Consider the following 25,405-nt stretch of genomic DNA (forward strand, 5'->3'; position numbering starts at 1 on the left):
CTAACTAGCTAAAAACTGAAAAGATGAAGATTAACGTTCAATCCGTAAATTTTAATGCCGACCAGAAACTCATTCTATTTATAGAAAGTAGATTAAGCAAACTAGAAAAGTATTTTGATAAGATAACAAATGTCGATGTTTTCTTAAAAGTTCAAAATACACGCTCTCCAGAAAATAAAATCACAGAAATTTTATTACATGTCCCTGGGGATGATATTATGGTGAAAAAGATGAATAAGAAATTTGAAGAAGGTGTAGATGAGGGAGTTAACGCTGTGCGAAGATGCTTAAAAAAGCGTAAAGAAAAACTGTTGACTTATGCTTAGAAAAAAAATATAAAAAAAATAGCAAAAAAATTTTGTAGAAAAGATAAACACCTCTATATTTGCAGTCCGTTAGAAATAGCGGGCTTTTTTAATGTAAAAAGCAGGACATAATGCCGATGTAGCTCAGCTGGCTAGAGCAGCTGATTTGTAATCAGCAGGTCGTGGGTTCGAGTCCCTCCATCGGCTCTGTTCTATGAAATTTTGAAGGTTTTTAAAACCATTGGGGAGATACTCAAGCGGCCAACGAGGACAGACTGTAAATCTGTTGTTTTTTAACTTCGCAGGTTCGAATCCTGCTCTCCCCACAACTGAAATTTAGTTTAAAATAAATTAATTTTTGGAATGCGGGAGTAGCTCAGTTGGTAGAGCGTCAGCCTTCCAAGCTGAATGTCGCCGGTTCGAACCCGGTCTCCCGCTCTATTTCCTTGGAAGTTTTCAAGGCTAAATAGAGCTTAATCTGTTGGTACAGGTTGGTTTTAGGCCGACGTAGCTCAGGGGTAGAGCGCTTCCTTGGTAAGGAAGAGGTCACGAGTTCAATTCTCGTCGTTGGCTCTAAGTTGAATTTTCAACTTTCACTTAACAGCATCATATTTGTTGTTAAGTTTTGTGTGTATATAAATTGAACACTAATATATAACTAAGATTAAATAAGTATTAATTATGGCAAAGGAAACTTATGATCGTTCCAAACCGCACTTAAATATAGGTACAATTGGACACGTAGATCACGGAAAAACAACTTTAACTGCAGCGATTACTAAAGTGTTAGCAGACGCTGGGTATTCTGAGGCTAGTGCTTTCGATCAGATTGATAATGCTCCAGAAGAAAAAGAAAGAGGTATTACAATTAACTCTTCTCACGTAGAATATGCAACTGCTAACCGTCACTATGCGCACGTTGACTGTCCAGGTCACGCCGATTATGTGAAGAACATGGTTACTGGTGCTGCTCAGATGGATGGTGCTATTTTGGTTGTTGCTGCAACAGATGGTCCTATGCCACAAACTCGTGAGCACATCCTTTTAGGACGTCAGGTAGGTATTCCAAGAATCGTTGTGTTTTTGAATAAAGTTGACTTAGTTGATGATGAAGAATTGCTAGAATTAGTAGAAATGGAAGTTAGAGATTTACTTTCTTTCTATGAGTATGATGGTGATAATGGGCCTGTAGTTTCTGGTTCTGCATTAGGAGCTTTAGAAGGTGAAGATAAATGGGTTCAGACTGTTTTAGAATTAATGGAAGCAGTTGATACTTGGATTGAGTTGCCTGAGCGTGATGTTGATAAGCCTTTCTTAATGCCTATCGAAGATGTATTCTCTATTACTGGTCGTGGTACTGTTGCAACAGGACGTATTGAGACTGGTGTTGCTAATACTGGTGATCCTGTAGAGATTATTGGTATGGGAGCTGAGAAATTAACTTCTACTATTACTGGTATTGAAATGTTCCGTCAAATCTTAGCAAGAGGTGAGGCTGGTGATAACGCTGGTATCTTATTAAGAGGTATTGAGAAAACTCAAATCTCTAGAGGTATGGTAATTACTAAACCAGGTTCTGTAACTCCTCACGCTAAATTTAAGGCAGAGGTTTATATCTTGAAAAAAGAAGAAGGTGGTCGTCATACTCCATTCCATAATAACTATCGTCCTCAGTTCTATGTTAGAACAACAGATGTAACAGGTACTATTAGTTTGCCTGATGGTGTAGAGATGGTGATGCCTGGTGATAACTTAACTATTACTGTTGAGCTTATTCAGACTATTGCGATGAACGTTGGTTTACGTTTCGCTATCCGTGAAGGAGGTAGAACTGTAGGAGCTGGTCAGGTAACTGAAATTTTAGACTAATATAAGTTAGTTGGAATTATATAAAAGTTGAGGTGTTTCGTTTATGCGAAATACCTTGACTTGTATTTACGGGTTTAGCTCAGTTGGTAGAGCACTGGTCTCCAAAACCAGGTGTCGGGAGTTCGAGCCTCTCAACCCGTGCTTTAGGAATATGGTATTTCTAATTTAATAAACTTTAATTTTTGGATTAAAGTTTTTTAATATCTATATAAAATGGCAGGAATCGCAAATTATATATCAGAATCTTACAACGAATTAAAAAACCATGTGACGTGGCCTTCTTATGCGGAAGCTCAAAGACTAACGGTAATCGTGCTCGTTTTTTCAGTAATCTTTGCGTTATTGGTATGGGGGGTAGATACAGTTTTTAGTTCTGCAATCGAGCAGTATTTTAACTGGGTTAAATCGTAAGTAATTGATCTATGGCGGAGAGTAAGACAAAAAAATGGTATGTGGTAAGATCTGTAAGTGGTCAAGAAAATAAAGTGAAAGACTATATTGAGAAAGAGATCGCTCATCAAGGTCTTGAGGATTATGTAGATCAGATACTGGTTCCTACCGAAAAAGTTATTCAAATTAGAAACGGAAAAAAAATCAATAAAGAAAGAGTTTATTTTCCGGGTTATATAATGGTTCAGGCTGCTTTAGAAGGTGAAGTTCCTCACGTTATTAAAGGAATTAATGGGGTGATAGGATTTTTAGGAGAAGTGAAAGGTGGAGATCCTGTGCCGCTAAGAAAGTCTGAAGTAAATAGAATGTTAGGTAAGGTTGATGAATTATCTGTTAAAGAGGATAATGTTGTGATTCCTTATACTATTGGAGAGACGATAAAAGTTATCGATGGGCCTTTTAATGGTTTTAATGGAACTATTGAAAAGGTAAATGAAGAAAAACGTAAGCTTGAAGTTATGGTGAAAATTTTCGGTAGAAAAACACCATTAGAGTTGAGCTATATGCAAGTAGAGAAAGTATAAATGTTACGTTATATCGAATTATTATTTTTAAATGCTTCCACTTTTATAACTGATAATTCAAAATTAAATTTTATTTAAAATGGCAAAAGAAGTAAGTAAGGTTGTAAAATTACAAGTGCGCGGAGGTGCGGCTAACCCGTCTCCCCCAGTTGGACCTGCTTTAGGTGCTGCCGGAGTAAATATCATGGAATTCTGTAAGCAATTCAATGGTAGAACTCAAGATAAACAAGGTAAGGTGTTGCCAGTGGTTATTACGGTTTATTCAGACAAGTCTTTTGACTTTGTTGTGAAAACCCCACCAGCAGCCGTACAATTGATGGAAGCAGCTAAAACTAAAAAAGGTTCAGGAGAACCTAATCGTAAGAAAGTAGCAAGTGTTTCTTGGGATCAGGTTAAGACTATCGCAGAAGATAAAATGCAGGATTTAAATGCATTTACTGTTGAGTCTGCTATGAAGATGGTTGCCGGTACGGCACGTTCTATGGGAATAACTGTAAAAGGTGATGCACCGTTTTAACCTAAAAAGACAAGAATAGAAATGGCAAAAATAACAAAAAAGCAAAAGGAAGTTCAGGCAAAGCTTGATAAATCTAAGCTGTATACTGTTGCCGAAGCTTCTGCTTTAGTAAAAGAGATAACAAACGTAAACTTTGATCCTTCAGTAGATCTTGCAGTGCGTCTAAATGTAGATCCTCGTAAAGCTAACCAGATGGTTAGAGGGGTAGTAACATTACCTCACGGTACCGGTAAAGATGTAAAAGTTTTAGCTTTAGTAACTCCAGATAAAGAACAAGAGGCTAAAGATGCTGGTGCAGATTACGTTGGTTTAGACGAGTACCTTGATAAAATCAAAGGTGGTTGGACAGATGTAGATGTAATTGTAACTATGCCGAGTGTAATGGGTAAATTAGGTCCTCTAGGTAGAGTTTTAGGACCAAGAGGTTTAATGCCTAACCCAAAAACAGGTACAGTAACAATGGATGTTGCAAAAGCAGTATCAGACGTGAAAGCTGGTAAAATCGACTTTAAAGTAGATAAAACCGGAATCGTTCACGCAGCAGTTGGAAAAGCATCTTTCGATGCAGATAAAATTGCAGGAAACGCAAGAGAATTATTAACTACGCTTGTAAAGTTGAAACCTCAGGCAGCAAAAGGTGTGTACATAAAGAGTATTCATATGTCAAGCACCATGAGCCCGAGTGTAGAAATAGATACAAAAAGGTTTACTGAGCAATAATAAAGTTTATTATGACAAGAGAAGAAAAATCACAAGTAATAAAAGATTTAACTGCCCAGTTAGCTGAAACTTCAACTATTTATTTAGCAGATATTTCTGGCTTAGATGCAGGAACTACTTCTAACTTAAGAAGAGCTTGTTTCAAAGCTAACGTGAAATTATCGGTAGTTAAGAATACATTGTTGGCTAAAGCTATGGAGGCTGCTGAAAAAGATTTCGGTGAGTTACCATCAACTTTAAAAGGCAATACGTCAATTATGATGGCTGAAACTGGTAATGCACCAGCGAAAGTGATCAAAGAATTCAGAAAGAAAAGTGAAAAACCACTTCTTAAAGGAGCTTATATAGATGAAGCTATCTATGTTGGAGATGAAAACTTAGAAGCTCTTTCTAATATCAAGTCTAAAGAAGAGGTTGTTGGAGATATTATTGGATTATTACAATCACCTGCTAAAAATGTTGTTTCAGCACTTAAGTCTGGTGGAGGTAAAATTGCAGGAATACTTAAAACGCTTTCTGAAAAAGAATAAATTTCAAACTAAGTACGCACTTTTTAATAATTATAAATACACATTTTAAAACGATAGAAAATGGCAGATTTAAAAGATTTCGCAGAACAATTGGTTAACTTAACAGTAAAAGAAGTAAACGAGTTAGCTGATATATTAAAAGAAGAATATGGTATCGAGCCTGCTGCTGCTGCTGTAGCTGTAGCTGGTGGAGCTGCTGGAGGTGGTGATGACGCTGCTGAAGAGCAAACAGAATTCGACGTAATTCTTAAAGCTCCAGGAGGATCTAAATTAGCAGTAGTTAAGTTAGTAAAAGAACTTACTGGATTAGGTCTTAAAGATGCTAAAGAATTAGTAGATGGTGCTCCAAAAGCAGTTAAAGAAGGAGTATCTAAAGACGAAGCTGAAGCTTTAAAATCTCAATTAGAAGAAGCAGGAGCTGAGGTTGAGCTTAAGTAAGCTTAACAAGCTATATTATTTAGGTTTAGGCCTCAGGATGTACTCCTGAAGGTCTAAACCCTTTTGCGTATTTATACGTTAGTGCGATTTTTTGCACAAATTTTTTTAGTTAATTACGTGCTTTCAACTTTTTATTCTTAAATGAATTATGAAAGTTGAAAACCTCAAATTCCGTCCATAGATGTTAGAAAAGCAAACTGAAAGAATTAATTTCTCTTCTGTTAAAAACAGACCAGATTATCCGGATTTCTTAGATATCCAGATAAAATCATTTCAAGATTTCTTTCAATTAGAAACCAAATCAGAAGAAAGAGGGAATGAAGGTTTATACAATACCTTCATGGAAAACTTTCCAATTACGGATACTCGTAATCAATTCGTACTAGAATTTTTAGATTACTTTGTAGATCCACCTCGTTACTCCATTCAAGAGTGTATAGAAAGAGGGCTTACTTATAGTGTGCCTCTTAAAGCAAGATTGAAACTTTATTGTACCGACCCAGAACACGAAGATTTTGAAACTATCGTTCAAGATGTGTATTTAGGTACAATACCTTACATGACGCCTAGCGGAACTTTCTGCATTAATGGAGCAGAACGTGTAGTAGTATCTCAATTGCACCGTTCGCCAGGGGTTTTCTTTGGTCAATCTTTTCACGCTAACGGAACTAAACTTTATTCAGCTAGGGTAATTCCTTTTAAAGGTTCTTGGATTGAATTTGCTACCGATATCAACAGCGTTATGTACGCCTATATCGATAGAAAGAAAAAATTACCGGTAACCACACTTTTCCGTGCTATCGGCTTTGAAAGAGATAAAGACATCTTAGAGATTTTTGACCTTGCAGAAGAAGTAAAAGTTTCTAAATCTGGACTTAAAAAAGTATTGGGACGCAAATTAGCGGCACGTGTACTTAACACTTGGTATGAAGATTTTGTAGATGAAGATACAGGAGAAGTTGTTTCTATTGAAAGAAACGAGATTGTATTAGATCGTGATACAGTTTTAGAAAAAGATCACATCGAAGAGATTTTAGAGACGGGAACTAAAACAATTTTACTTCACAAAGAAGATAACTCTACAGGTGATTATGCCATTATTCATAACACCTTACAAAAAGACCCTACCAACTCAGAGAAAGAAGCGGTAGAGCACATCTATAGACAATTACGTAACGCAGAACCGCCAGATGAGGAGACTGCAAGAGGAATTATCGATAAATTATTCTTCTCAGATCAACGTTATAACCTTGGTGAGGTTGGCCGTTACCGAATGAATAAAAAATTAGGTCTTAATATCGAAATGGATAAGCAAGTACTTACCAAAGAAGATATTATTACCATCATAAAATATTTAATTGAGTTAATTAACTCAAAAGCAGAGATTGATGATATCGATCACCTTTCTAACCGTCGTGTTAGAACAGTAGGAGAACAGTTATCTCAGCAGTTTGGAGTAGGTCTTGCTCGTATGGCACGTACGATTCGTGAGCGTATGAACGTTCGTGATAACGAGGTGTTTACACCAATCGATTTGATTAATGCGAAAACTCTTTCGTCTGTAATCAATTCGTTCTTTGGTACCAACCAGTTATCTCAATTTATGGATCAAACCAATCCATTAGCAGAGATTACTCACAAACGTCGTCTTTCGGCATTAGGGCCAGGAGGTCTTTCTAGAGAAAGAGCAGGTTTCGAGGTACGTGACGTTCACTATACACATTATGGTCGTCTTTGTCCTATTGAAACTCCTGAAGGTCCAAACATTGGTTTGATTTCTTCACTTTCTGTTTATGCGAAAGTAAACGGAATGGGATTCATTGAAACTCCTTACCGAAAAGTAGAAAATGGTAAATTGGATATCGAGAATGAACCAGTTTATTTCTCTGCGGAAGAAGAAGAAGGAAAACTAATTGCACAAGCAAACATACCATTAAAAGATGATGGTCAAATTGATGCAGATAAGGTTATTGCACGTATGGAAGGTGACTTCCCGGTAGTAGATCCTAGTGAGGTTCATTTTACCGATGTCGCACCTAACCAAATCTCATCTATTTCAGCATCTTTGATTCCATTCTTAGAGCACGATGATGCGAACCGTGCATTAATGGGATCAAATATGATGCGTCAAGCAGTACCTTTATTAAGAGTGGATTCTCCAATTGTAGGTACAGGTCTTGAGCGTCAAGTAGCTTCAGATTCTCGTGTATTAATTAATGCTGAAAGAGCAGGTACCGTAGAATATGTAGATGCTAGACAAGTTACTATTAAGTATGATCGTACTGAAGAAGAACGTATGGTTAGTTTCGAGTCAGATTCTAAAACTTACGATCTTATTAAATTTAGAAAAACCAACCAAGGTACTTCTGTTAACTTGAAGCCGATTGTAAGAGTTGGTGATCGAGTAGAAAAAGGACAAGTACTTTGTCAAGGTTATGCAACTGAAGAAGGAGAGTTGGCTTTAGGTAGAAATATGAAAGTTGCCTTTATGCCTTGGAAAGGATATAACTTTGAGGATGCGATCGTAATTTCAGAAAAAGTAGTAAGAGAAGATATCTTTACTTCTATTCATATCGATGAGTATTCATTAGAAGTTAGAGATACTAAATTAGGTAATGAAGAATTAACGAATGATATTCCTAACGTATCAGAAGATGCTACCAGAGATTTGGATGAGCATGGTATGATTCGTATTGGTGCCGAAGTAAAGCCTGGTGATATTTTAATTGGTAAAATTACTCCAAAAGGAGAATCAGATCCAACACCGGAAGAAAAATTACTTCGTGCGATATTTGGTGACAAAGCCGGAGATGTAAAAGATGCTTCTTTAAAAGCTTCTCCATCATTGGAAGGTGTGGTGATCAATAAAAAATTATTCGCTAGAGCTATAAAAGATAAGCGTAAACGAGCTCAGGATAAAGAAGATATCGCTCGTTTAGAAGCTAAATATACCGTGAAGTTTGAAGCCCTTAAAGATGAATTAATTGAAAAATTATTCGCTATTATCGGAGGGAAAACAGCACAAGGAGTGAAGAACGATTTAGGAGAAGACGTATTGCCAAAAGGTAAGAAGTACACCCTTAAAATGTTAAACTCTGTAGATGATTATACCCATTTAACACAAGGTGTTTGGACTACAGATGAAGACTTAAATACATTAGTGGCCGATCTTCTTCACAATTATAAAATTAAAGAAAACGACCTTCAAGGTAACTTAAGAAGAGAGAAGTTTACCATTTCTGTAGGAGATGAGCTTCCTTCAGGGATCTTAAAACTAGCCAAAGTTTACATTGCAAAAAAACGTAAACTAAAAGTAGGAGATAAGATGGCAGGGCGTCACGGTAACAAAGGTATTGTTGCTAGAATTGTTCGTCAAGAAGATATGCCTTTCCTAGATGATGGAACACCGGTAGATATCGTGTTAAACCCATTAGGGGTACCTTCTCGTATGAACATTGGTCAGATTTATGAAACCGTGTTAGGTTGGGCAGGTCAAAAACTTGGTCAGAAGTATGCAACTCCAATTTTTGATGGGGCTACTTTAGATCAAATTAATGAACTTACCGATAAAGCTGGAATCCCAAGATTTGGACATACCTATTTGTATGATGGTGGTACCGGAGATCGTTTTGACCAAGCAGCAACCGTTGGTGTAATCTATATGCTGAAATTAGGTCATATGATTGAAGATAAGATGCACGCACGTTCTATAGGTCCTTACTCATTAATTACACAACAGCCATTAGGTGGTAAAGCACAATTTGGTGGTCAGCGTTTTGGTGAGATGGAGGTATGGGCACTTGAAGCTTATGGAGCATCAAGCACCTTACGTGAAATCTTAACCGTGAAGTCTGATGATGTAATCGGAAGAGCTAAAACTTATGAATCTATCGTAAAAGGAGAACCAATGCCAGAACCTGGCTTACCAGAATCCTTTAACGTATTGATGCACGAGTTAAAAGGTCTTGGTTTAGATATAAAATTAGAAGAGTAATAGCGTTGCCTTCAGTTGAGGCTGAAGGCAATAGTTATCATTAATGTTTAGAAATAATTCTTTAGCACCATATATTATGGCAAGAAATAATGATAAGAATACACAAAAGAGATTTAATAAAATCTCTATAGGTTTAGCTTCTCCAGAAGCGATTTTGGCTGAATCGAGAGGAGAAGTACTTAAACCGGAAACTATTAACTACCGTACGCACAAACCAGAGCGTGACGGTTTATTCTGTGAGCGTATTTTTGGCCCGGTAAAGGACTATGAATGTGCCTGCGGAAAATATAAAAGAATTCGATATAAAGGAATCGTTTGTGACCGTTGTGGAGTAGAAGTTACAGAAAAGAAAGTACGTAGAGATAGAGTAGGTCACATCAACTTGGTAGTACCAGTAGCACATATTTGGTATTTCCGTTCTTTACCTAACAAAATAGGATACTTATTAGGAATTCCATCTAAAAAACTCGATATGATTATTTACTACGAACGTTACGTAGTAATTCAAGCGGGTATTGCTAAAGATGAAGATGGTGAGCCTCTTAAAAAGATGGATTTCCTTACAGAAGAAGAATATTTGAATATTTTAGATAGTCTTCCACAGGAAAATATGTACTTAGAAGATTCAGACCCTAACAAGTTTATCGCTAAAATGGGAGCTGAATGTCTAATCGAAATTTTACAGCGTCTTGATTTAGATGAACTATCTTATGAATTAAGACACAAAGCAAATAACGAAACTTCAAAGCAACGTAAAACAGAAGCCTTAAAGCGTTTACAAGTTGTGGAAGCTTTCCGTGATGCGAATGCTAATAGAGAAAATAAGCCTGAGTGGATGATTATGAAGGCAATTCCGGTAATTCCACCAGAATTGAGACCTTTAGTACCACTTGATGGAGGTCGTTTTGCAACTTCAGATTTAAACGATCTTTATAGAAGGGTAATTATTAGAAATAACCGTCTGAAAAGATTAATGGAAATCAAAGCTCCTGAAGTAATCTTACGTAATGAAAAGCGTATGCTTCAAGAGTCGGTAGATTCCTTATTTGATAATACCAGAAAATCTTCAGCAGTAAAAACGGATTCCAACCGTCCTTTAAAATCACTTTCAGATTCCTTAAAAGGAAAACAAGGTCGTTTCCGTCAAAACTTATTAGGTAAGCGTGTAGATTATTCAGCTCGTTCTGTAATTGTTGTAGGACCAGAGATGAAATTGTACGAGTGTGGTTTACCTAAAAATATGGCTGCTGAGCTTTACAAGCCTTTTATTATTAGAAAATTAATAGAAAGAGGAATTGTAAAAACGGTAAAATCTGCTAAGAAAATAATCGATAAAAAAGAACCAGTTGTTTGGGATATCTTAGAGAACGTGTTAAAAGGACATCCGGTATTACTTAACCGTGCTCCTACACTTCACCGTTTAGGTATCCAAGCTTTCCAACCAAAATTAATTGAAGGGAAGGCAATTCAACTACACCCATTAGTATGTACGGCATTTAATGCCGATTTTGATGGTGACCAGATGGCGGTTCATTTACCATTAGGACCTGAAGCTATTTTAGAAGCACAATTGTTAATGTTGGCTTCTCATAATATCTTAAATCCGGCGAATGGTTCTCCAATTACTGTACCTTCTCAGGATATGGTATTGGGTCTGTATTATATGACCAAGCTTAGAAAATCTACTCCAGAACGTAAAGTGAAAGGAGAAGGGCTTACTTTCTATTCTGCAGAAGAAGTAATTATCGCTTATAACGAGAAGAAAGTTGAACTAAATGCGCCTATTAAAGTTCGTGCAAAAGACTTTAATGAAGATGGCGAATTAGTTTATCAAATTATAGAAACTACGGTTGGTCGAGTACTTTTCAACGAAGAAGTGCCAGAGAAAGCCGGTTTCATTAACGAAGTACTTACCAAAAAGTCTTTAAGGGATATTATTGGTGGAATTTTAAAAGTAACCAGCGTACCAGAAACTGGAGAATTCTTAGATAAAATTAAGAGTTTAGGTTACGGTTTCGCATTTAGAGGTGGACTTTCATTCTCATTAGGGGATATTATTATTCCTGAAGAAAAACACGAGATGATCGATGAAGCCAATCAGCAAGTTGAAGGTATTATGGGGAACTATAATATGGGACTTATTACCAACAACGAGCGTTACAATCAGGTAATTGATATTTGGACAGCAACCAATGCCAATCTTACTGAATTAGCGATGAAGCGAATTCGTGAAGATAACCAAGGATTTAACTCTGTATTTATGATGTTAGATTCTGGAGCGCGTGGTTCTAAAGAGCAAATTCGTCAGTTAACCGGTATGCGTGGTCTGATGGCAAAACCTAAAAAATCGAATTCCGGTGGAGGTGAGATTATTGAAAACCCAATTCTTTCTAACTTTAAAGAAGGTCTTTCGATTCTTGAATACTTTATCTCTACGCACGGTGCACGTAAAGGTCTTGCAGATACCGCATTAAAAACGGCAGATGCAGGTTACTTAACCCGTCGTTTAGTAGATGTGTCCCAAGATGTAATTGTAGGTGAAGAAGATTGTGGTACATTAAGAGGTATCGAAATGAAAGCGCTTAAGAAAAACGAAGAGATTGTAGAATCTCTTGGTGAGCGTATTTTAGGTAGAACAGCCTTAAATGATGTGGTAGATCCATTAACACAAGAAGTGATTGCTGAAGCTGGTGAAGAGATAAATGAAGCAATTGTTGATAAGATTGATAAGTCTGCGCTAGATAGCGTAGAAGTAAGATCTGCTTTAACCTGTGAAGCTAAAAAAGGAATTTGTGTGAAATGTTATGGTAGAAACCTTGCTACTGGTAAAACAGTACAAAAAGGTGAAGCTGTAGGTGTAGTTGCTGCTCAGTCAATTGGAGAGCCAGGTACACAGTTAACCTTACGTACATTCCACGTGGGAGGTATTGCAGGAAACATTTCAGAAGAAAACAAAGTAGTAGCTAAATTTGATGGTACTGCCGAAATTGAAGATTTAAAAACCGTAAAAGGTGAAGCTCCCGATGGTAGCCAAGCAGAAATCGTAATTTCACGTACTTCAGAATTAAAAATTGTTGATCCTAAAACTGGAATTACGTTAAGTAATAATGTAATCCCTTACGGTTCACAAATATTCATTAAACCTGGAGATAAGATTAAGAAAGGTGATGTAGCTTGTGAATGGGATCCTTATAACGGTGTAATTATTTCTGAGTTTGCTGGTACAATTAAATTCCAGAATATAGAACAAGGAGTTACTTATCAGGTTGAAACCGATGAACAAACCGGTTTCCAAGAGAAAGTAATTTCAGAATCTAGAAATAAGAAAAAGATTCCTACTTTATTAATTATGGGTAAAAAAGACGAAGTCATTCGTTCTTATAACCTTCCGGTTGGTGCCCACTTAATGGTAGATGATGAAGAAAATATTAAAGTAGGTAAGATTTTGGTGAAAATACCTCGTAAGTCTGCAAAGACTGGGGATATTACCGGAGGTCTTCCACGTGTAACCGAATTGTTTGAAGCACGTAATCCTTCTAACCCTGCAGTGGTTAGTGAGATTGATGGTGTGGTTTCTTTCGGTAAAATTAAGCGTGGTAACCGAGAAATTATCGTTGAGTCTAAACTAGGAGAAGTGAAGAAGTACTTAGTAAAACTTTCTAACCAGATCTTAGTACAGGAGAACGATTATGTTCGTGCCGGAATGCCATTATCAGACGGATCAATTACTCCGGAAGATATCTTGAATATTAAAGGGCCAAGTGCTGTACAACAGTACTTAGTAAATGAAGTTCAGGAAGTATACCGATTACAAGGGGTGAAAATTAACGATAAGCACTTTGAGGTAGTAGTACGTCAAATGATGCAGAAAGTTAGAATTCAAGATCCGGGAGATACTATTTTCTTAGAAAACCAATTAGTTCATAAATCTGACTTTATTGAAGAGAACGATGATATTTTTGGTAAGAAAGTAGTAGAAGATGCTGGTGATAGTGTAAACTTAAAGCCTGGTCAAATTGTAACTGCCCGTGAGTTAAGAGACGAAAACTCGCTATTACGTAGAGAAGATAAAGCACTTGCTACAGCAAGAGACGTTGAACCTGCTACGGCAACACCCATTTTACAAGGTATTACCAGAGCCTCACTTCAAACTAAATCATTTATCTCTGCAGCTTCCTTCCAAGAAACTACTAAAGTTCTTAACGAAGCAGCTGTAAGCGGTAAAGTAGATACTTTAGAAGGACTTAAAGAAAATGTAATTGTAGGTCATAAGATTCCTGCAGGTACAGGACTTAGAGAATACGATAACATTATCGTAGGTTCTAAAGAAGAGTTTGAAGAAATGATGGAAGAAAAGCAAGAAGTTAATTATAACTAATTATAAAAACCCGGTTTTTTAAGCCGGGTTTTTACTTTTACCAAAGATTATGAGTGAAGAAAAAGATAAAAAATCAAACCAAAAGCAACTTAACATTGAGTTAGATGAAGCTACTGCTCAAGGTACATATAGTAACTTGGCAATTATCAATCATTCAGCTTCAGAGTTTGTGGTAGATTTTGTAAACATTATGCCTGGAGCACCAAAAAGTAAAGTGAAGTCTAGAATAATTTTAACTCCTCAACATGCTAAGCGTTTGTTGAAAGCATTAGGAGATAATATTCATAGATTTGAAAAAGCTCACGGTGAAATAAAAGATTATGATAAGCCACCCATTCCATTAAATTTTGGACCAACAGGACAGGCTTAAAAAATAAAAAACTCCGAATGAAAATTCGGAGTTTTTTTATATTTGATGATGTCTTTTACTTTTGGAATTCAGAAGTAAAATGAAAGGTAATACTTGGGTATTTTTGCTGTGTCATCTGTAGAGAGAAAGAAGAATCTGCAAAAAACACTAATTGCCCACGTTTATCTTTCGCCAGAAATTTAGCTTTCACTCGTTTAAAATCCTGAAACTCTTCATTTTTTTCATCTTCAGGTTCTACCCAACAAGCTTTATGTACATTCAGTGGTTCATAGGTACATTTTGCTCCATATTCGTGTTCTAAACGATACTGGATAACTTCATACTGAAGAGCTCCCACCGTACCGATAACTTTTCTGTTATTTAACTCTAGCCGAAATAACTGAGCAACCCCTTCATCCATTAACTGGTCAATTCCTTTTTCCAATTGTTTCGACTTCATGGGATCGGCGTTATTGATATAGCGGAAATGTTCCGGGGAGAAACTTGGTATTCCGCGGTAATTCAATTCTTCACCTTCTGTAAGTGTATCGCCAATCTTGAAATTTCCTGTATCGTGAAGCCCTACAATATCCCCAGGGTAAGAAGTGTCTACAATTTCTTTCTTTTCAGCAAAAAAAGCATTTGGACTACTAAACTTTAATTTCTTTTTATTCCTAACGTGTAAATAAGGAGTATTTCTTTCAAATTTACCCGAGACAATTTTAATAAAAGCTAACCGGTCTCGGTGTTTGGGATCCATATTTGCGTGAATCTTAAACACAAATCCGGTGAAGTTTTTTTCCTTTGGATCAACTTCTCTCGTATCGCTCTCTTTGGGTCGGGGAGAAGGAGCAATTTTTATAAAACAGTCCAGTAATTCACGAACTCCAAAATTATTTAATGCAGAACCAAAAAACACCGGTTGCAGTGTTCCTGCCTGATAAGCTTTCTCGTCAAATTCAGGATAAACTCCTTGAGCCAATTCAAGTTCTTCCCTCAACGTATTGGCAGGCTTTTCACCAATCAAATCATCCAATTCCGAAGAATTTAAATCAGATATTTCAATAGTATCTTCAATATCTTTTCGGGGATCACCGGTAAATAAGTTGATGTTTTTTTCCCAAATATTATAGATTCCTTTGAAGTCATATCCCATTCCTATGGGGTAACTGAGCGGAGTGACGGTTAAATTTAATTTTTGTTCAATTTCATCTAAAAGATCAAAAGCGTCTTTACCTTCTCGGTCCAATTTATTGATAAATACAATCATTGGAATATTACGCATACGGCAAACCTCTACTAACTTTTCGGTTTGTTCTTCGACCCCTTTCGCTACGTCAATCACAACAATTACACTATCTACCGCAGTTAGTGTTCTAAAAGTATCTTCTGCAAAATCTTTATGTCCTGGTGTATCAAGGATGTTGATTTTGTTATTCTTATATTCAAAAGCCAGTACCGATGTTGCTACAGAAATTCCACGTTGCCGTTCAATTTCCATAAAATCACTAGTAGCACCTTTTTTAATTTTATTGTTTTTAACTGCTCCCGCTTCTTGAATAGCTCCACCAAAAAGGAGTAGTTTTTCGGTTAAAGTTGTTTTACCTGCATCTGGGTGAGATACAATACCGAATGTTCGTCGTCTATTAATTTCGTCTAAAAAATTCATAGTTGCAAAGATATTCTTTTATAAACCTATTACAAGATTTATAACTTTTATCTTATTACAGAAAAATGTGTTTTTTGCTTATTTTCCATAAATCTAATGAGGTATTATACCACAATTAGGTGAATGATGGTTGTATGAGTTTATACTAGGCAAATTTCCTAAAAGGTTATAGGCAGAAGTCTATAGAAGCAAAGTATTGGCAAAAGGTTTAGGTGGTGCATTTGTTGTTAAACTAAAAGGAGATAAAAGGTCGTTTTAAAAATTTTATTTCTAGTCTGTTTTTGTACTTTTGATTTCTATGGAAGAAAAAGTAATTCTTGTAAACGAGAACGATGAACAAATTGGGCTAATGGAAAAAATAGAAGCCCATGAAAAAGCCTTGCTTCACCGAGCATTTTCAGTATTTGTATATAATGATAAAGGAGAAGTAATGCTTCAACAAAGAGCATTATCAAAATACCATTCTCCGGGATTGTGGACCAATACTTGCTGTAGCCACCAACGAGAAGGTGAAAGCAATGTAGATGCCGGAAAACGTAGGCTCATGGAAGAAATGGGGTTCACTACAGATTTAGAGGAAAGTATTTCTTTTATTTACAAAGCTCCATTTGATAACGGATTAAGCGAGCATGAGTACGATTATATTTTAATAGGAAAATATAATGACCAACCCAATCTAAATCCAGATGAGGTCGCTGCGTGGAAGTGGATGAGCTTAGAGGACATTCAAAAAGATCTTAAAGAAAATCCGGAAATATACACCGCTTGGTTTAAAATTATTTTTGATAAATATTCCAATCATATTAAAAATGAATAAGCTTACCGTTAATAGAAAAGCTCATTTTAATGCTGCCCACCGACTTTTTAGAAAAGATTGGAGTGACAAAAAGAATCAGGAGGTTTTTGGCAAGTGTAGCAATCCCAATTTTCATGGACATAACTACGAGCTCATCGTTTCTGTTACTGGTCCTGTAGATCAAGAAACAGGTTTTGTGTACGATATGAAACGGTTAAAGCAACTTATTTATGATAAGGTAGAACAAGAATTTGATCATAAAAATTTAAACCTTGAAGTAGAAGAATTTAAGAACTTAAACCCAACGGCAGAAAATATTGCCATTGTAATTTGGAATAAACTCAGAAAAGAGATAACTTCAAACCTAGGCTTAAAAATAACTTTATATGAAACACCTCGCAATTTTGTAACCTATGGTGATTAAATTATGAAATTAGAAGTCGGCGATAAAATACCTTCGTTTACCCTTACCGATCGCGAAGGAAATTTATTTAGTTCTCAGCAAATTGTAGGCAAAAAAGTATTGGTTATCTATTTTTATCCAAAAAACTTTACGCCCGGTTGTACCAAGGAAGCCTGTAGTTTTCGGGATAATTATAAACAATTTAAAGAGCTAGGGGCAGAGGTAATCGGTATTAGTTCAGATTCGGTAGAATCTCATCAAAAATTTACTCAAAAATATGATTTGCCCTATATTTTGCTATCAGATCCTACGGAAGATATTCGTCAAGAATTTGGAGTAAAAGGACATCTTTTTAGATTAATACCAGGAAGGGAAACTTTTGTGGTTGATAAACAGGGAAAAGTTAGGTTTAAATTTAATAGTTTGAGCGCTACCCACCATATGGAAAAAGCCTTAGAAACTGTAAAAAAAATAACAGATGAGTAAAGATTTATATCCTTTAAAATTTAAACCCATTTTAAAGGAAAAAATTTGGGGTGGTTCAAAACTAAATACATTTCTCCATAAAGATAGTGATAGTAATCAAGTGGGCGAAAGTTGGGAAATTAGTGATGTAGAAGGAGATTTTTCTATCGTGGCCAAAGGTGACCTGCAAGGCAAAACACTTCGTTCCCTTATTGAACAATACCAATCAGAATTAGTGGGGAAATCGATTTATGAGCATTTCCAGAATAAATTTCCTTTACTTATAAAATTTATAGATGCCAAAGAAAACCTTTCTGTGCAATTACATCCCGATGATGTATTGGCTAAAAAGCGTCACAATTCATTTGGTAAAACCGAAATGTGGTACATTATGCAAGCCGATGAAGGCTGCGGAATTATCGTAGGTTTTAAAGATGGGGTAAGTGTTGAAGATTATGAAAATTCTTTAAAGAATAATTCAATTGAAGACTTGCTTAATTTTGAAGAAGTAAATCCCGGTGATACATTTTTTATAAAACCCGGTTTAATTCATGCGATTGGAAAAGGAGTGGTTTTAGCTGAAATTCAGCAAACTTCAGATATTACTTATCGTGTTTACGATTATAACCGAACCGATGATGAGGGAAATAGTCGACAGCTTCATACCGAAGAAGCTAAAGAAGCCATAGATTTTGAAGCCAATGATGAATATAAGATCGATTATACTTCTAAAGAGAATAATAAAACTTCACTGGTAGAGAACCAATATTTTAAAACAAAGCAGATAAAATTATCTCAAGAATTAACCTTGGACTATTCTTCTACCGATAGTTTTGTCATCTATATGAATATTGAAGGAGATACAAAGGTGAGTACAGAAAGGGGAGATGAGGTATTAAAAGCTGGCGAAACCTTGTTAATTCCTGCCTGTATTGATGAAGTGAAAATAACTTCAAATAATTCAACTTTATTAGAAGTTACTATCTGATTTTAGATTACTTTTGCGCCATTAAATTTTTAAAATTATGGCAAGCGTAAAACACTTAAAAAGAGATTTGAATTATGTAATGGGTGATATTATTGAAGCCGCTTACATTCATCAAATTGCAAATCCAAAAGAAGATCCTGCAAAATCAGATCAGATTGTAGAAGATGCAGTTACTTCATTTAACGGGTTTATAGTTGAAATAAATAAAAGACCTATGGAAAACAGAGGAGCGCATTTACAAAAAGTAAATAAAGATATTGAAGTGAAAGCTAAGGAATTGATAACTCGAGTTAACGAGTTGTAAAATAAAAAAAAACGGAATCGTTAGGTTCCGCTTTTTTTTATCATTTTAGTATTTTATAAAGAGAAAATATTTAATTTTCTTTCTCCACTTTTTCTTCTAGCTTTTCTGTTTTCTCACGTTGTTTAATAAGGGTTTTTAGCTCCTTACCATATTTAGATTTTCTAATATTTTTCTCTAAAGAATTGTATACTGTATCTAAGTACTTAGTATTGGCATCAAAAGCTTCTGTTAACATAACGTAGGGTGAAACTTCCAAGTTTTTGTGGTTCATAGCAAAGTTTACCGTATATAAGTATTTTCTTCGAAGAAGATTTTCATATTTATTATTAACGGCAATTAATCCTTCTTCATCTTCCTTTTGCTGTGCCTCGAAATTTTCTTTAATTAGATCTAAATGCTGATTATTGAATCGTTTTACGATTCCTTTAAATTCTTCTAATTTTTGTTGATTAGCAGAGCCTTTTACTTCAGCATCATAAGTGAAGTTTTTTAAAGATGTATTTATCGTCATTTCTCCTTCTTCAGCAAAAAATTCGATAATATCATCATTTTTATCACCATCCACTTTATCTAAATAAAGAAAAAGGATTTCTGGTTCTTTTAAATGAGTTTCCAAGAGGTAATCAGAATCGCCATTAATTTCAACGGAATCTACATTTACTATTAAAGTATCTTCAATTTTTTGCAAATAAAGTTTTCCCTTTTTTAAACCTTTAATATTTCCGGTTAAGGTAAAGTTGACTTCTTTACTTGAACAAGCAGTTAATAAAACTGCAATTAAACTAAAAACAACTAACTTTTTCATGTTTTATTTCTTGTTTCTACGGGTAAGATCAAATCTTGATTAAGCCTGCAAATATCATATTTTTTTCCTCAAAAACTAACTGCCTGCAGCTATTTGCATTAAAATTGCACAAAGGTAGGCAGCCCAAGTTCCTACTACATAACCTAGCACTGCTAAAAGCACTCCAACAGTTGCTAATGAAGGATGGAAAGCTGCAGCAACAACCGGAGCAGAAGCGGCACCGCCAACGTTGGCTTGGCTTCCTACAGCCAAGAAAAAATAGGGAGCTTTAATAAGTTTCGCTACAAAAATGAGTAAACCAGCGTGAATGGCCATCCACACCAATCCAATAGCGATAAGCCCCGGATTATCAAAAATCATGGTAAGATCCATTTTCATCCCAATTGTAGCTACTAGTATATAAATAAAAACACTTCCTATTTTACTTGCTCCCGCACCTTCGAATTCTTTAGCTTTGGTGAATGAAAGTAAAATCCCGATAAGTGTAGAAATAGAAATCATCCAGAAAAAGGTAGAGGTAAAAGATGATAAAGCTGAACTCTTGTCGTTAAACACTTCAAAATTTGAAGTTAGAAAATTAGAAATCCCATCGGCACCAAAGTGGGCAATTCCTACTGCTCCAAAGGCGAGTGCCAACATCATCATAAAATCTGCCAGTGACGGGTTTCTAGTTATGCTTTCCGTATAATGGGCTACTTTTTCTTTAAGAGCATTAATGGCAGAAGAATCTGCTTTAAAAAATTTGTCTATTTGTTTTGTTCTTCCTATTCCCAATAGAATAATAGCCATCCATAAGTTGGCTACTACAATATCTACAAAAACCATCCCGCCATATTTTTCAGGATTAAATTTGAACACCTCCAACATTGCTGCTTGGTTGGCGCCACCACCAATCCAGCTTCCCGCTAAAGTAGCAAGCCCTCGCCAAGTGGCATCGGGTCCAATACCTCCAACAGTTTCAGGAGAGAAAAAAGAAATGATTAAAATAGCTAAAGGACCACCCACAACAATCCCAATGGTTCCTGTAAAAAACATAATCAAAGCCTTCGGCCCTAAATTGTATATGGCTTTTAAGTCTATGCTCAATGTCATTAAGACCAACGAAGCCGGTAAAAGGTATCTACTAGCAACAAAATAAAGGTCAGAAGTTTCAGAACTTATAATTCCTATAGAATTTAAAATAGCAGGAAGTAAATAGCACATGAGTAGTGCCGGAACTATTTTATAAAACTTTTTCCAAAACCCAGACTTTTGAGAAGAGGTATAAAAAACTGCTCCGAGAAGCAGCATTAAAATTCCAAAAACAATAGCATCATTGGTAAACAGTGGTGCTTTTTCCATAATTTTATTTATTCAGAAATAATTCTTCAATACTTTTTGCTACGCCATCATTTAGATTGGTGTCGGTAATTTTATTGGCAACCGCTTTGGTTTCATCTCGACCATTTTCAACAGCAATTCCCATGCCTACACCTTCTATCATTTCAACATCATTATAATTATCGCCAAAAGCTACTGTTTCTTCTAAACTAAGGTTGTAATGATTTTTAAGTAAGTATTCGATAGCCGTTAATTTTGAAATTTGCTTATTCGCAATTTCAATGTAAGTAGATTTAGAACGATAAATATGTAATTGGTCATTATAGTTTTCCTGAAGAAAATTAAACAGGTCTTCAATATGTTCTTCATCTCCCATACACATAATTTTATGTGCTCCCAATTCACGTTTGCCCCAGTCGTCCATTACCTCATGAATATGTTTGATGGATGGAGTTACTTTGGTGTTGTTTTCTTCCCGCTTTGCCCAATAATCGTATTCAGGAACATGCCATTCATCGGCGTGATATAAACTTAAATGAACGTTATTTTTTTGATTGTACTTTGCTAACTCTTCAATAGTGGGAACAGAAATGGCTGTAGAACTTACCGGCTGCTCATCTATAATAACAAAACCACCGTTGTAGCAAATAATAGGTTGGTCTTCAATTCCTAATTGTTGTTGAAGGTGACGCATGGCTGCGGGCATTCTTGCTGAAATTAGTACTATGGGAATTTCGTTCTTAATAGCTTTTATAGCGTTTATCGTTCTTTCTGAAAGTTCGCGATCTTTGTTTAAGAGAGTTCCATCAATGTCAGAAAATACAATTTTGTAGCTCATTTTTCGAATTAGTTTAAAATAAAATTTGAAATAACCTCTACCAATTTGTCTGAAATTGGGCGTTGAGGTTCATTATAAGATTTCTGGTTGGCAATATCGTCGTTTTTATCTACAATTCTAAATATATGGTTCATATTTTCGATGATCACCAATTCTGCATTGGGCTGAGCTTTTTTTAATTTTTCTGCTTCTTCCGGGTTTACCTGTAAATCGTTATTACCATTAATGAGTAAAATAGGAATAGTTAATTTTTGAATTTCTTCTTGTGGATCATATTTTATCCAAGAAGCCATAAAAGGTTGGGCCGATTTTCTAAAAATAGAACTCAATGCTGGATTAAATTCTTTTACCTTTCCTCTTTTTTCTAATTCTTTAAAGGCCGTTTTTGTGTCTTCTTTTAATTTTGGCATTTGCCTGCCTATTTGTTCTATAATCACTTGGTCTATGGGTTGTCCCGCACCTGCGATACTTACAAAACCATCTACTTCTTTATTTGCAGCAGCCATGGCTACCAAAGCACCTTGGCTATGGCCAATAAGATAAATTTTACTGAAGTTAGGTAAAGGCGCAAAATAATTAATCACCGCTTCCGCATCGGTAATAAAATCTTCAAAACGCATATCTTTTTCCTCAATATTTAATTTTTTGGCCTTTAAGGTGCGTTTATCATATCGGAAAGTGGCAATTCCTTTGGCAGCTAGACGTTTCGCGAGTTTTTTAGAACTGTTGTTGTTTAACATCATTTGGTTTCCGTTGCGGTCGGTAGCACCAGAGCCATTAATGATGATAGCTAACGGAGTACTTCCACTCCTGGGGGCAAGTAAAGTTCCTTCCACATATTTACTAATTCTAAGGTCATTAGCTACAAAATCATTTTGCTGCGACCATATAGAAGAAGTCATCCCGAAAAGTAATAATAAAAGTAGGGCGTTCAGTTTTTTCATACCTGTTTGGGTTTTTCTAAAGTTATAATAAAATGTTGGTTTAAAATAGATCAGCATCACAAGCTTTCATTTTTAATGATAATCTTTTATTAACGAATATTTCTTCTAATCATATATTCTTGTTTTAAATTTGTAATTCAAATTTTAGACCTAATGCAATTTCCACGATATATTTTCTTTCTATTTTTTCTATTAGCCTTTAATTTTTCCAATGGAAATACTAAAAGCGATTGGGGCAAAAATGGACATAGAACAACGGCTAAAATTGCTGAAGGATATTTAAAGGGAAGAGCGAAACGAAAGATAAAAAAATTATTGGAAGGAAAGTCACTAGCCTTAGTTTCTACCTTCGGTGACGATATTAAAAGCGATCCGGAATATAGGAAGTATAGTCGTTGGCATTATGTGAATATACCATCAGGAAAAACCTATGAAGAAGTAAAAGATGAATTAGGTGAAAATTTAATTTGGGCTATTCAAGAATGTGTGTCGAAATTAAAGGATGAAAATACTCCTGAAAAAGAGCAGCAATTTTTCTTGAAAATGTTAGTGCATCTGGTGGGAGATTTACATCAACCTTTACATGTTGGTCACGCTGAAGATAAAGGAGGAAATGACATTGATGTAAAATGGTTTAATAAAAGCACAAATTTACATCGGGTGTGGGATAGTGAAATGATTGAGTTTTTTGATATGAGCTATTCGGACTTAGCAAGAAATGAAGCAGAATTATCTAGGCAGGAAGTAAAAAATATCCAGAAAGGAAATGTACTGGATTGGGCAATGGATTCTAAAAATTTAGTTGCAAAAGTTTATGCTTCTGCTGAAGAAGACGAGAAGCTATACTATAGATATATGTACGATTGGTTTGGTGTGGTTAGAAGTCAATTACAAAAAGGCGGAATCCGTTTAGCGAAACTATTAAATGAAATTTATGCTTAACGTTTTGCGATTTTATTTCCTGAAATATGTTTTTGGCGTGAAGATTTAAAAGTATGTACTCCATTTGTACGTAATTTAAGATGTTTAGTTTTCCTGCCTTGGACCCGCTTTCGCCACATCCTAAAACTGGAAGGTTTTAATTCCCGTTGCATGATAGTAATAACTTCTTTTTCATTAAGCCCAAACTGAAATTCAATAGCTTCAAAAGGAGTACGGTCTTCCCAAGCCATTTCTATAACTCGGTCAATTTCTCTAGTAGTAAATTCTTGCGCTAGCTTTCTATCCATTGTTGTGCTTTCCTTTTTTCTTCTATATCAAAATACTTAATTTTAGCATCACTAAAAGGTTTCATTAGTTTACTTACCCAATTTTCCCATTTTTTATTACCAACCATTGCAATTTTATTAAGTTGGCCATCACATTCTACATCTAATCGTAAATCTTCCCAAATAGCTTTAGGGGACCAACCTTTAAAATTTTTCATTTCAAAGTACCAGTTGATATTATTGTTAAAATCAACCTTACGTTCAAGAAAAGGAATAAGTTCTTTATAATCCTCTTCATCTAATTTACCCTCTGCAATTGTGTAAATTGTTTTTCCTTTAGACTCTAGTGAAATCATTTGCTATTTTTTATTGCTTTCTACAAAATTATCGGTAAAAGCTTGATTTCTATCTTAAACAATCACTAAAACTAAAGTTACTCTCCGTTAAGAAGTCTTAAATTATAGAATTTACAATATCCTAAAAGTGAGATTAATCCGTTCATCTAAAACTTTTTTTGTTTTCGGAATTTCGTGTTGCCAGTAATGCTGAGTTTCTCCTTGCATTAACAATAAGCTGCCGGGCTCCAGTAATATTTTCTTTTTAAACTGGTGATTCTTTTTATTTCTGAAGTTAAAAAATCTCGGTTGTCCAAAACTCAAAGAAGCTATAATCGGATTTTTGCCTAATTCTTTTTCGTCATCAGCATGCCACCCATTACTATCATTCCCATCTCTATAAAGATTTGCTAAGCAAGAGGTGAAGTTAGTTTCGGTAAATTTTTCAATATCATTTTTAATGCTTTTTAATTCATTAAAAAAGGGGAGTGGTTCCATTTTTAAAGAAGAATAAGAATAACTTTTCTTATTACTTGCGTAAAAAGCAGTAAGCCTTGGTTGCCAATATAATTTACCGAAAACCTTAATTTGGTCGTGACGCCAAACTATTTTTTCACGAAGAATGCGAAAAAGTTGAAGTGATCTTTCTTCGGAATAAAATGTAGGATAATAGCATATCGTAGAATTTGGCAAGCCTAAATCTATTTCTCTCATATTAGTAAGATAAATAATAGTATGCCCAATACATAAGAACAAATTGGAGGGGTAATCTTAAAATCAATAACCATAGAGGGATTCCTGCACCAGCTTTTTTTGAACTTAGCATATAAAAATGAACTAGTAAAAATATGATGAGCATTGCGATGATACCATATATTGAAATATTCTTTGTTGAAGGAAAACATATACCAATGCCTAAAATAACTTCAGCAATACCACTCAAATAAACGAGAGTTTTAGGAGCAGGCAAATAGCGGGGCATAATCCGGAGATAAATTTTAGGTTTTCGGAAATGGTTGAATCCTGCTAAAATATATAGCAAAGCCATTAAATATAGATGCCAAGGATAATTCATTTTTTATTTTAAAGGTATTAAATTTCCTGTAGATGATTTTTTTTTAAATTTTATTTCTTTATACTTATTTCATTTTAAGAGTATTACCCGCTAAGGTTAAAAAAGCTTAAAATAAACTTAAAGAAAAGTTTGTTTTTAGAGGAAAAAGGGTTGTATATTTGCACCCGCTTTAGGGATAGGG

At 35.3% G+C, this 25,405-nt stretch carries 26 protein-coding genes and 5 tRNA genes; 22 read left to right on the forward strand and 9 right to left on the reverse strand.

From position 1 onward, the window contains the following. Positions 1-23: 23 nt before the first annotated feature. The 16 genes from hpf to FVB9532_RS12510 all read left to right on the forward strand — a co-directional run bounded on the left by hpf (position 24) and on the right by FVB9532_RS12510 (position 14,095). A complete protein-coding gene (hpf, locus tag FVB9532_RS12435; RefSeq protein ID WP_150545502.1) occupies positions 24-326 on the forward strand; it encodes a ribosome hibernation-promoting factor, HPF/YfiA family in 303 nt (100 codons plus the stop codon). A 112-nt stretch (positions 327-438) separates the two neighbouring features. Then, positions 439-512 (forward strand) — tRNA-Thr (locus FVB9532_RS12440). A gap of 36 nt (positions 513-548) precedes the next feature. Next, a tRNA-Tyr gene (locus FVB9532_RS12445) sits at positions 549-631 on the forward strand. 39 nt (positions 632-670) lie between these two features. After that, a tRNA-Gly gene (locus tag FVB9532_RS12450) sits at positions 671-743 on the forward strand. Between the two features lie 63 nt (positions 744-806). Then, positions 807-878: transfer RNA gene (locus FVB9532_RS12455), tRNA-Thr, on the forward strand. Between the two features lie 108 nt (positions 879-986). Continuing rightward, the gene (gene tuf, locus FVB9532_RS12460) at positions 987-2,174 is read left to right on the forward strand and encodes an elongation factor Tu (RefSeq protein ID WP_150545503.1); all 1,188 of its coding nucleotides are present in this window, start codon (positions 987-989) and stop codon (positions 2,172-2,174) included. 68 nt (positions 2,175-2,242) lie between these two features. Then, positions 2,243-2,315: transfer RNA gene (locus FVB9532_RS12465), tRNA-Trp, on the forward strand. Positions 2,316-2,387: 72 nt separating this feature from the next. Next, positions 2,388-2,585, forward strand: a complete 198-nt coding sequence (secE, locus tag FVB9532_RS12470) for a preprotein translocase subunit SecE (RefSeq protein WP_150314192.1) — start codon at positions 2,388-2,390, stop codon at positions 2,583-2,585. Positions 2,586-2,596: 11 nt separating this feature from the next. Next, entirely contained in the window at positions 2,597-3,148 is a 552-nt protein-coding gene (gene nusG, locus FVB9532_RS12475; protein ID WP_150545504.1) for a transcription termination/antitermination protein NusG, read from the forward strand. 79 nt (positions 3,149-3,227) lie between these two features. Beyond that, the gene (gene rplK / locus FVB9532_RS12480; RefSeq protein ID WP_150545505.1) at positions 3,228-3,665 is read left to right on the forward strand and encodes a 50S ribosomal protein L11; all 438 of its coding nucleotides are present in this window, start codon (positions 3,228-3,230) and stop codon (positions 3,663-3,665) included. Between the two features lie 21 nt (positions 3,666-3,686). After that, a complete protein-coding gene (gene rplA, locus FVB9532_RS12485; protein ID WP_150545506.1) occupies positions 3,687-4,385 on the forward strand; it encodes a 50S ribosomal protein L1 in 699 nt (232 codons plus the stop codon). An 11-nt stretch (positions 4,386-4,396) separates the two neighbouring features. Next, positions 4,397-4,915 carry a 50S ribosomal protein L10 gene (gene rplJ, locus FVB9532_RS12490; RefSeq protein WP_150545507.1) on the forward strand — a complete coding sequence of 173 codons (519 nt, stop codon included), beginning with the start codon at positions 4,397-4,399 and terminating at the stop codon, positions 4,913-4,915. A 60-nt stretch (positions 4,916-4,975) separates the two neighbouring features. After that, entirely contained in the window at positions 4,976-5,353 is a 378-nt protein-coding gene (gene rplL, locus FVB9532_RS12495) for a 50S ribosomal protein L7/L12 (RefSeq protein WP_150545508.1), read from the forward strand. A 181-nt stretch (positions 5,354-5,534) separates the two neighbouring features. Then, positions 5,535-9,347: a DNA-directed RNA polymerase subunit beta gene (rpoB, locus tag FVB9532_RS12500; protein ID WP_150545509.1), complete on the forward strand. Its 3,813-nt coding sequence runs from the start codon at positions 5,535-5,537 to the stop codon at positions 9,345-9,347. A gap of 76 nt (positions 9,348-9,423) precedes the next feature. Beyond that, entirely contained in the window at positions 9,424-13,725 is a 4,302-nt protein-coding gene (gene rpoC, locus FVB9532_RS12505; RefSeq protein WP_150545510.1) for a DNA-directed RNA polymerase subunit beta', read from the forward strand. Positions 13,726-13,774: 49 nt separating this feature from the next. Further along, positions 13,775-14,095 carry a DUF3467 domain-containing protein gene (locus FVB9532_RS12510; protein ID WP_150545511.1) on the forward strand — a complete coding sequence of 107 codons (321 nt, stop codon included), beginning with the start codon at positions 13,775-13,777 and terminating at the stop codon, positions 14,093-14,095. Positions 14,096-14,150: 55 nt separating this feature from the next. Here FVB9532_RS12510 and FVB9532_RS12515 read toward each other — a convergent pair whose 3' ends face one another. Further along, a complete protein-coding gene (locus tag FVB9532_RS12515; RefSeq protein ID WP_150545512.1) occupies positions 14,151-15,743 on the reverse strand; it encodes a peptide chain release factor 3 in 1,593 nt (530 codons plus the stop codon). 298 nt (positions 15,744-16,041) lie between these two features. On the opposite strand from FVB9532_RS12515, the gene idi reads away from it, so the two are divergent. From idi to FVB9532_RS12540, 5 genes are read left to right on the forward strand one after another with little or no spacing between them, the layout of a single operon-like run. Next, on the forward strand, positions 16,042-16,560 hold the full coding sequence (gene idi / locus FVB9532_RS12520) for an isopentenyl-diphosphate Delta-isomerase (protein ID WP_150545513.1): 519 nt from the start codon (positions 16,042-16,044) through the stop codon (positions 16,558-16,560). Beyond that, positions 16,553-16,963 carry a 6-pyruvoyl trahydropterin synthase family protein gene (locus FVB9532_RS12525; RefSeq protein ID WP_150545514.1) on the forward strand — a complete coding sequence of 137 codons (411 nt, stop codon included), beginning with the start codon at positions 16,553-16,555 and terminating at the stop codon, positions 16,961-16,963. The genes idi and FVB9532_RS12525 overlap by 8 nt, the downstream gene beginning before the upstream one ends. Before the next feature lie 3 nt (positions 16,964-16,966). Then, on the forward strand, positions 16,967-17,428 hold the full coding sequence (locus FVB9532_RS12530; protein WP_150545515.1) for a peroxiredoxin: 462 nt from the start codon (positions 16,967-16,969) through the stop codon (positions 17,426-17,428). Continuing rightward, complete coding sequence (locus FVB9532_RS12535; RefSeq protein ID WP_150545516.1) at positions 17,421-18,395, forward strand: type I phosphomannose isomerase catalytic subunit; 975 nt, start codon at positions 17,421-17,423, stop codon at positions 18,393-18,395. Before FVB9532_RS12530 ends, FVB9532_RS12535 begins: the two co-directional genes overlap by 8 nt. A gap of 37 nt (positions 18,396-18,432) precedes the next feature. Then, positions 18,433-18,699 carry a hypothetical protein gene (locus FVB9532_RS12540; protein WP_150545517.1) on the forward strand — a complete coding sequence of 89 codons (267 nt, stop codon included), beginning with the start codon at positions 18,433-18,435 and terminating at the stop codon, positions 18,697-18,699. A 70-nt stretch (positions 18,700-18,769) separates the two neighbouring features. On the opposite strand, the gene FVB9532_RS12545 is transcribed toward FVB9532_RS12540, so the two are convergent. The 4 genes from FVB9532_RS12545 to FVB9532_RS12560 form a co-directional block, all read right to left on the reverse strand. Continuing rightward, a complete protein-coding gene (locus FVB9532_RS12545) occupies positions 18,770-19,504 on the reverse strand; it encodes a DUF4369 domain-containing protein (protein ID WP_150545518.1) in 735 nt (244 codons plus the stop codon). A gap of 75 nt (positions 19,505-19,579) precedes the next feature. After that, positions 19,580-20,845, reverse strand: a complete 1,266-nt coding sequence (locus FVB9532_RS12550; protein WP_150545519.1) for a DUF819 family protein — start codon at positions 20,843-20,845, stop codon at positions 19,580-19,582. Between the two features lie 4 nt (positions 20,846-20,849). Next, positions 20,850-21,662 (reverse strand): Cof-type HAD-IIB family hydrolase, encoded by an 813-nt coding sequence (locus tag FVB9532_RS12555; protein WP_150545520.1) that lies wholly within the window; start codon positions 21,660-21,662, stop codon positions 20,850-20,852. 8 nt (positions 21,663-21,670) lie between these two features. Then, the gene (locus FVB9532_RS12560) at positions 21,671-22,606 is read right to left on the reverse strand and encodes an alpha/beta hydrolase (protein ID WP_150545521.1); all 936 of its coding nucleotides are present in this window, start codon (positions 22,604-22,606) and stop codon (positions 21,671-21,673) included. 153 nt (positions 22,607-22,759) lie between these two features. On the opposite strand from FVB9532_RS12560, the gene FVB9532_RS12565 reads away from it, so the two are divergent. Beyond that, positions 22,760-23,548, forward strand: coding sequence for a S1/P1 nuclease (locus FVB9532_RS12565; protein ID WP_150545522.1), 789 nt, complete (start codon positions 22,760-22,762; stop codon positions 23,546-23,548). On the opposite strand, the gene FVB9532_RS12570 is transcribed toward FVB9532_RS12565, so the two are convergent. The 4 genes from FVB9532_RS12570 to FVB9532_RS12585 form a co-directional block, all read right to left on the reverse strand. Further along, entirely contained in the window at positions 23,545-23,835 is a 291-nt protein-coding gene (locus FVB9532_RS12570; protein ID WP_150545523.1) for a TIGR03643 family protein, read from the reverse strand. The two genes, FVB9532_RS12565 and FVB9532_RS12570, sit on opposite strands and share 4 nt — an antisense overlap. Next, positions 23,820-24,170 (reverse strand): SpoIIAA family protein, encoded by a 351-nt coding sequence (locus FVB9532_RS12575; protein ID WP_150545524.1) that lies wholly within the window; start codon positions 24,168-24,170, stop codon positions 23,820-23,822. The genes FVB9532_RS12570 and FVB9532_RS12575 overlap by 16 nt, the downstream gene beginning before the upstream one ends. 111 nt (positions 24,171-24,281) lie before the next feature. Beyond that, the gene (locus FVB9532_RS12580; protein ID WP_150545525.1) at positions 24,282-24,863 is read right to left on the reverse strand and encodes an alpha-ketoglutarate-dependent dioxygenase AlkB family protein; all 582 of its coding nucleotides are present in this window, start codon (positions 24,861-24,863) and stop codon (positions 24,282-24,284) included. Between the two features lies 1 nt (position 24,864). Then, the gene (locus FVB9532_RS12585; RefSeq protein WP_150545526.1) at positions 24,865-25,224 is read right to left on the reverse strand and encodes a DoxX family protein; all 360 of its coding nucleotides are present in this window, start codon (positions 25,222-25,224) and stop codon (positions 24,865-24,867) included. Between the last annotated feature and the right edge of the window lie 181 nt (positions 25,225-25,405).

Origin of the sequence: Mesonia oceanica, from assembly GCF_902499555.1 — a bacterium.
In the GTDB taxonomy this organism is placed as follows: domain Bacteria; phylum Bacteroidota; class Bacteroidia; order Flavobacteriales; family Flavobacteriaceae; genus Mesonia; species Mesonia oceanica.

Excerpts from the sequence above, each read along its gene's own strand:
- FVB9532_RS12560 (WP_150545521.1), bottom strand. The coding sequence starts at position 22,606 with ATGAAAAAACTGAACGCCCTACTTTTATTATTACTTTTCGGGATGACT.
- FVB9532_RS12580 (WP_150545525.1), bottom strand. The coding sequence starts at position 24,863 with ATGAGAGAAATAGATTTAGGCTTGCCAAATTCTACGATATGCTATTAT.
- hpf (WP_150545502.1), top strand. The coding sequence starts at position 24 with ATGAAGATTAACGTTCAATCCGTAAATTTTAATGCCGACCAGAAACTC.
- FVB9532_RS12585 (WP_150545526.1), bottom strand. The coding sequence starts at position 25,224 with ATGAATTATCCTTGGCATCTATATTTAATGGCTTTGCTATATATTTTA.
- rplA (WP_150545506.1), top strand. The coding sequence starts at position 3,687 with ATGGCAAAAATAACAAAAAAGCAAAAGGAAGTTCAGGCAAAGCTTGAT.
- FVB9532_RS12530 (WP_150545515.1), top strand. The coding sequence starts at position 16,967 with ATGAAATTAGAAGTCGGCGATAAAATACCTTCGTTTACCCTTACCGAT.
- FVB9532_RS12575 (WP_150545524.1), bottom strand. The coding sequence starts at position 24,170 with ATGATTTCACTAGAGTCTAAAGGAAAAACAATTTACACAATTGCAGAG.
- secE (WP_150314192.1), top strand. The coding sequence starts at position 2,388 with ATGGCAGGAATCGCAAATTATATATCAGAATCTTACAACGAATTAAAA.
- FVB9532_RS12550 (WP_150545519.1), bottom strand. The coding sequence starts at position 20,845 with ATGGAAAAAGCACCACTGTTTACCAATGATGCTATTGTTTTTGGAATT.
- rpoC (WP_150545510.1), top strand. The coding sequence starts at position 9,424 with ATGGCAAGAAATAATGATAAGAATACACAAAAGAGATTTAATAAAATC.
- rplK (WP_150545505.1), top strand. The coding sequence starts at position 3,228 with ATGGCAAAAGAAGTAAGTAAGGTTGTAAAATTACAAGTGCGCGGAGGT.
- rpoB (WP_150545509.1), top strand. The coding sequence starts at position 5,535 with ATGTTAGAAAAGCAAACTGAAAGAATTAATTTCTCTTCTGTTAAAAAC.
- FVB9532_RS12515 (WP_150545512.1), bottom strand. The coding sequence starts at position 15,743 with ATGAATTTTTTAGACGAAATTAATAGACGACGAACATTCGGTATTGTA.
- FVB9532_RS12510 (WP_150545511.1), top strand. The coding sequence starts at position 13,775 with ATGAGTGAAGAAAAAGATAAAAAATCAAACCAAAAGCAACTTAACATT.
- rplJ (WP_150545507.1), top strand. The coding sequence starts at position 4,397 with ATGACAAGAGAAGAAAAATCACAAGTAATAAAAGATTTAACTGCCCAG.
- FVB9532_RS12525 (WP_150545514.1), top strand. The coding sequence starts at position 16,553 with ATGAATAAGCTTACCGTTAATAGAAAAGCTCATTTTAATGCTGCCCAC.
- FVB9532_RS12545 (WP_150545518.1), bottom strand. The coding sequence starts at position 19,504 with ATGAAAAAGTTAGTTGTTTTTAGTTTAATTGCAGTTTTATTAACTGCT.
- FVB9532_RS12570 (WP_150545523.1), bottom strand. The coding sequence starts at position 23,835 with ATGGATAGAAAGCTAGCGCAAGAATTTACTACTAGAGAAATTGACCGA.
- FVB9532_RS12535 (WP_150545516.1), top strand. The coding sequence starts at position 17,421 with ATGAGTAAAGATTTATATCCTTTAAAATTTAAACCCATTTTAAAGGAA.
- rplL (WP_150545508.1), top strand. The coding sequence starts at position 4,976 with ATGGCAGATTTAAAAGATTTCGCAGAACAATTGGTTAACTTAACAGTA.
- FVB9532_RS12540 (WP_150545517.1), top strand. The coding sequence starts at position 18,433 with ATGGCAAGCGTAAAACACTTAAAAAGAGATTTGAATTATGTAATGGGT.
- tuf (WP_150545503.1), top strand. The coding sequence starts at position 987 with ATGGCAAAGGAAACTTATGATCGTTCCAAACCGCACTTAAATATAGGT.
- nusG (WP_150545504.1), top strand. The coding sequence starts at position 2,597 with ATGGCGGAGAGTAAGACAAAAAAATGGTATGTGGTAAGATCTGTAAGT.
- FVB9532_RS12565 (WP_150545522.1), top strand. The coding sequence starts at position 22,760 with ATGCAATTTCCACGATATATTTTCTTTCTATTTTTTCTATTAGCCTTT.
- FVB9532_RS12555 (WP_150545520.1), bottom strand. The coding sequence starts at position 21,662 with ATGAGCTACAAAATTGTATTTTCTGACATTGATGGAACTCTCTTAAAC.
- idi (WP_150545513.1), top strand. The coding sequence starts at position 16,042 with ATGGAAGAAAAAGTAATTCTTGTAAACGAGAACGATGAACAAATTGGG.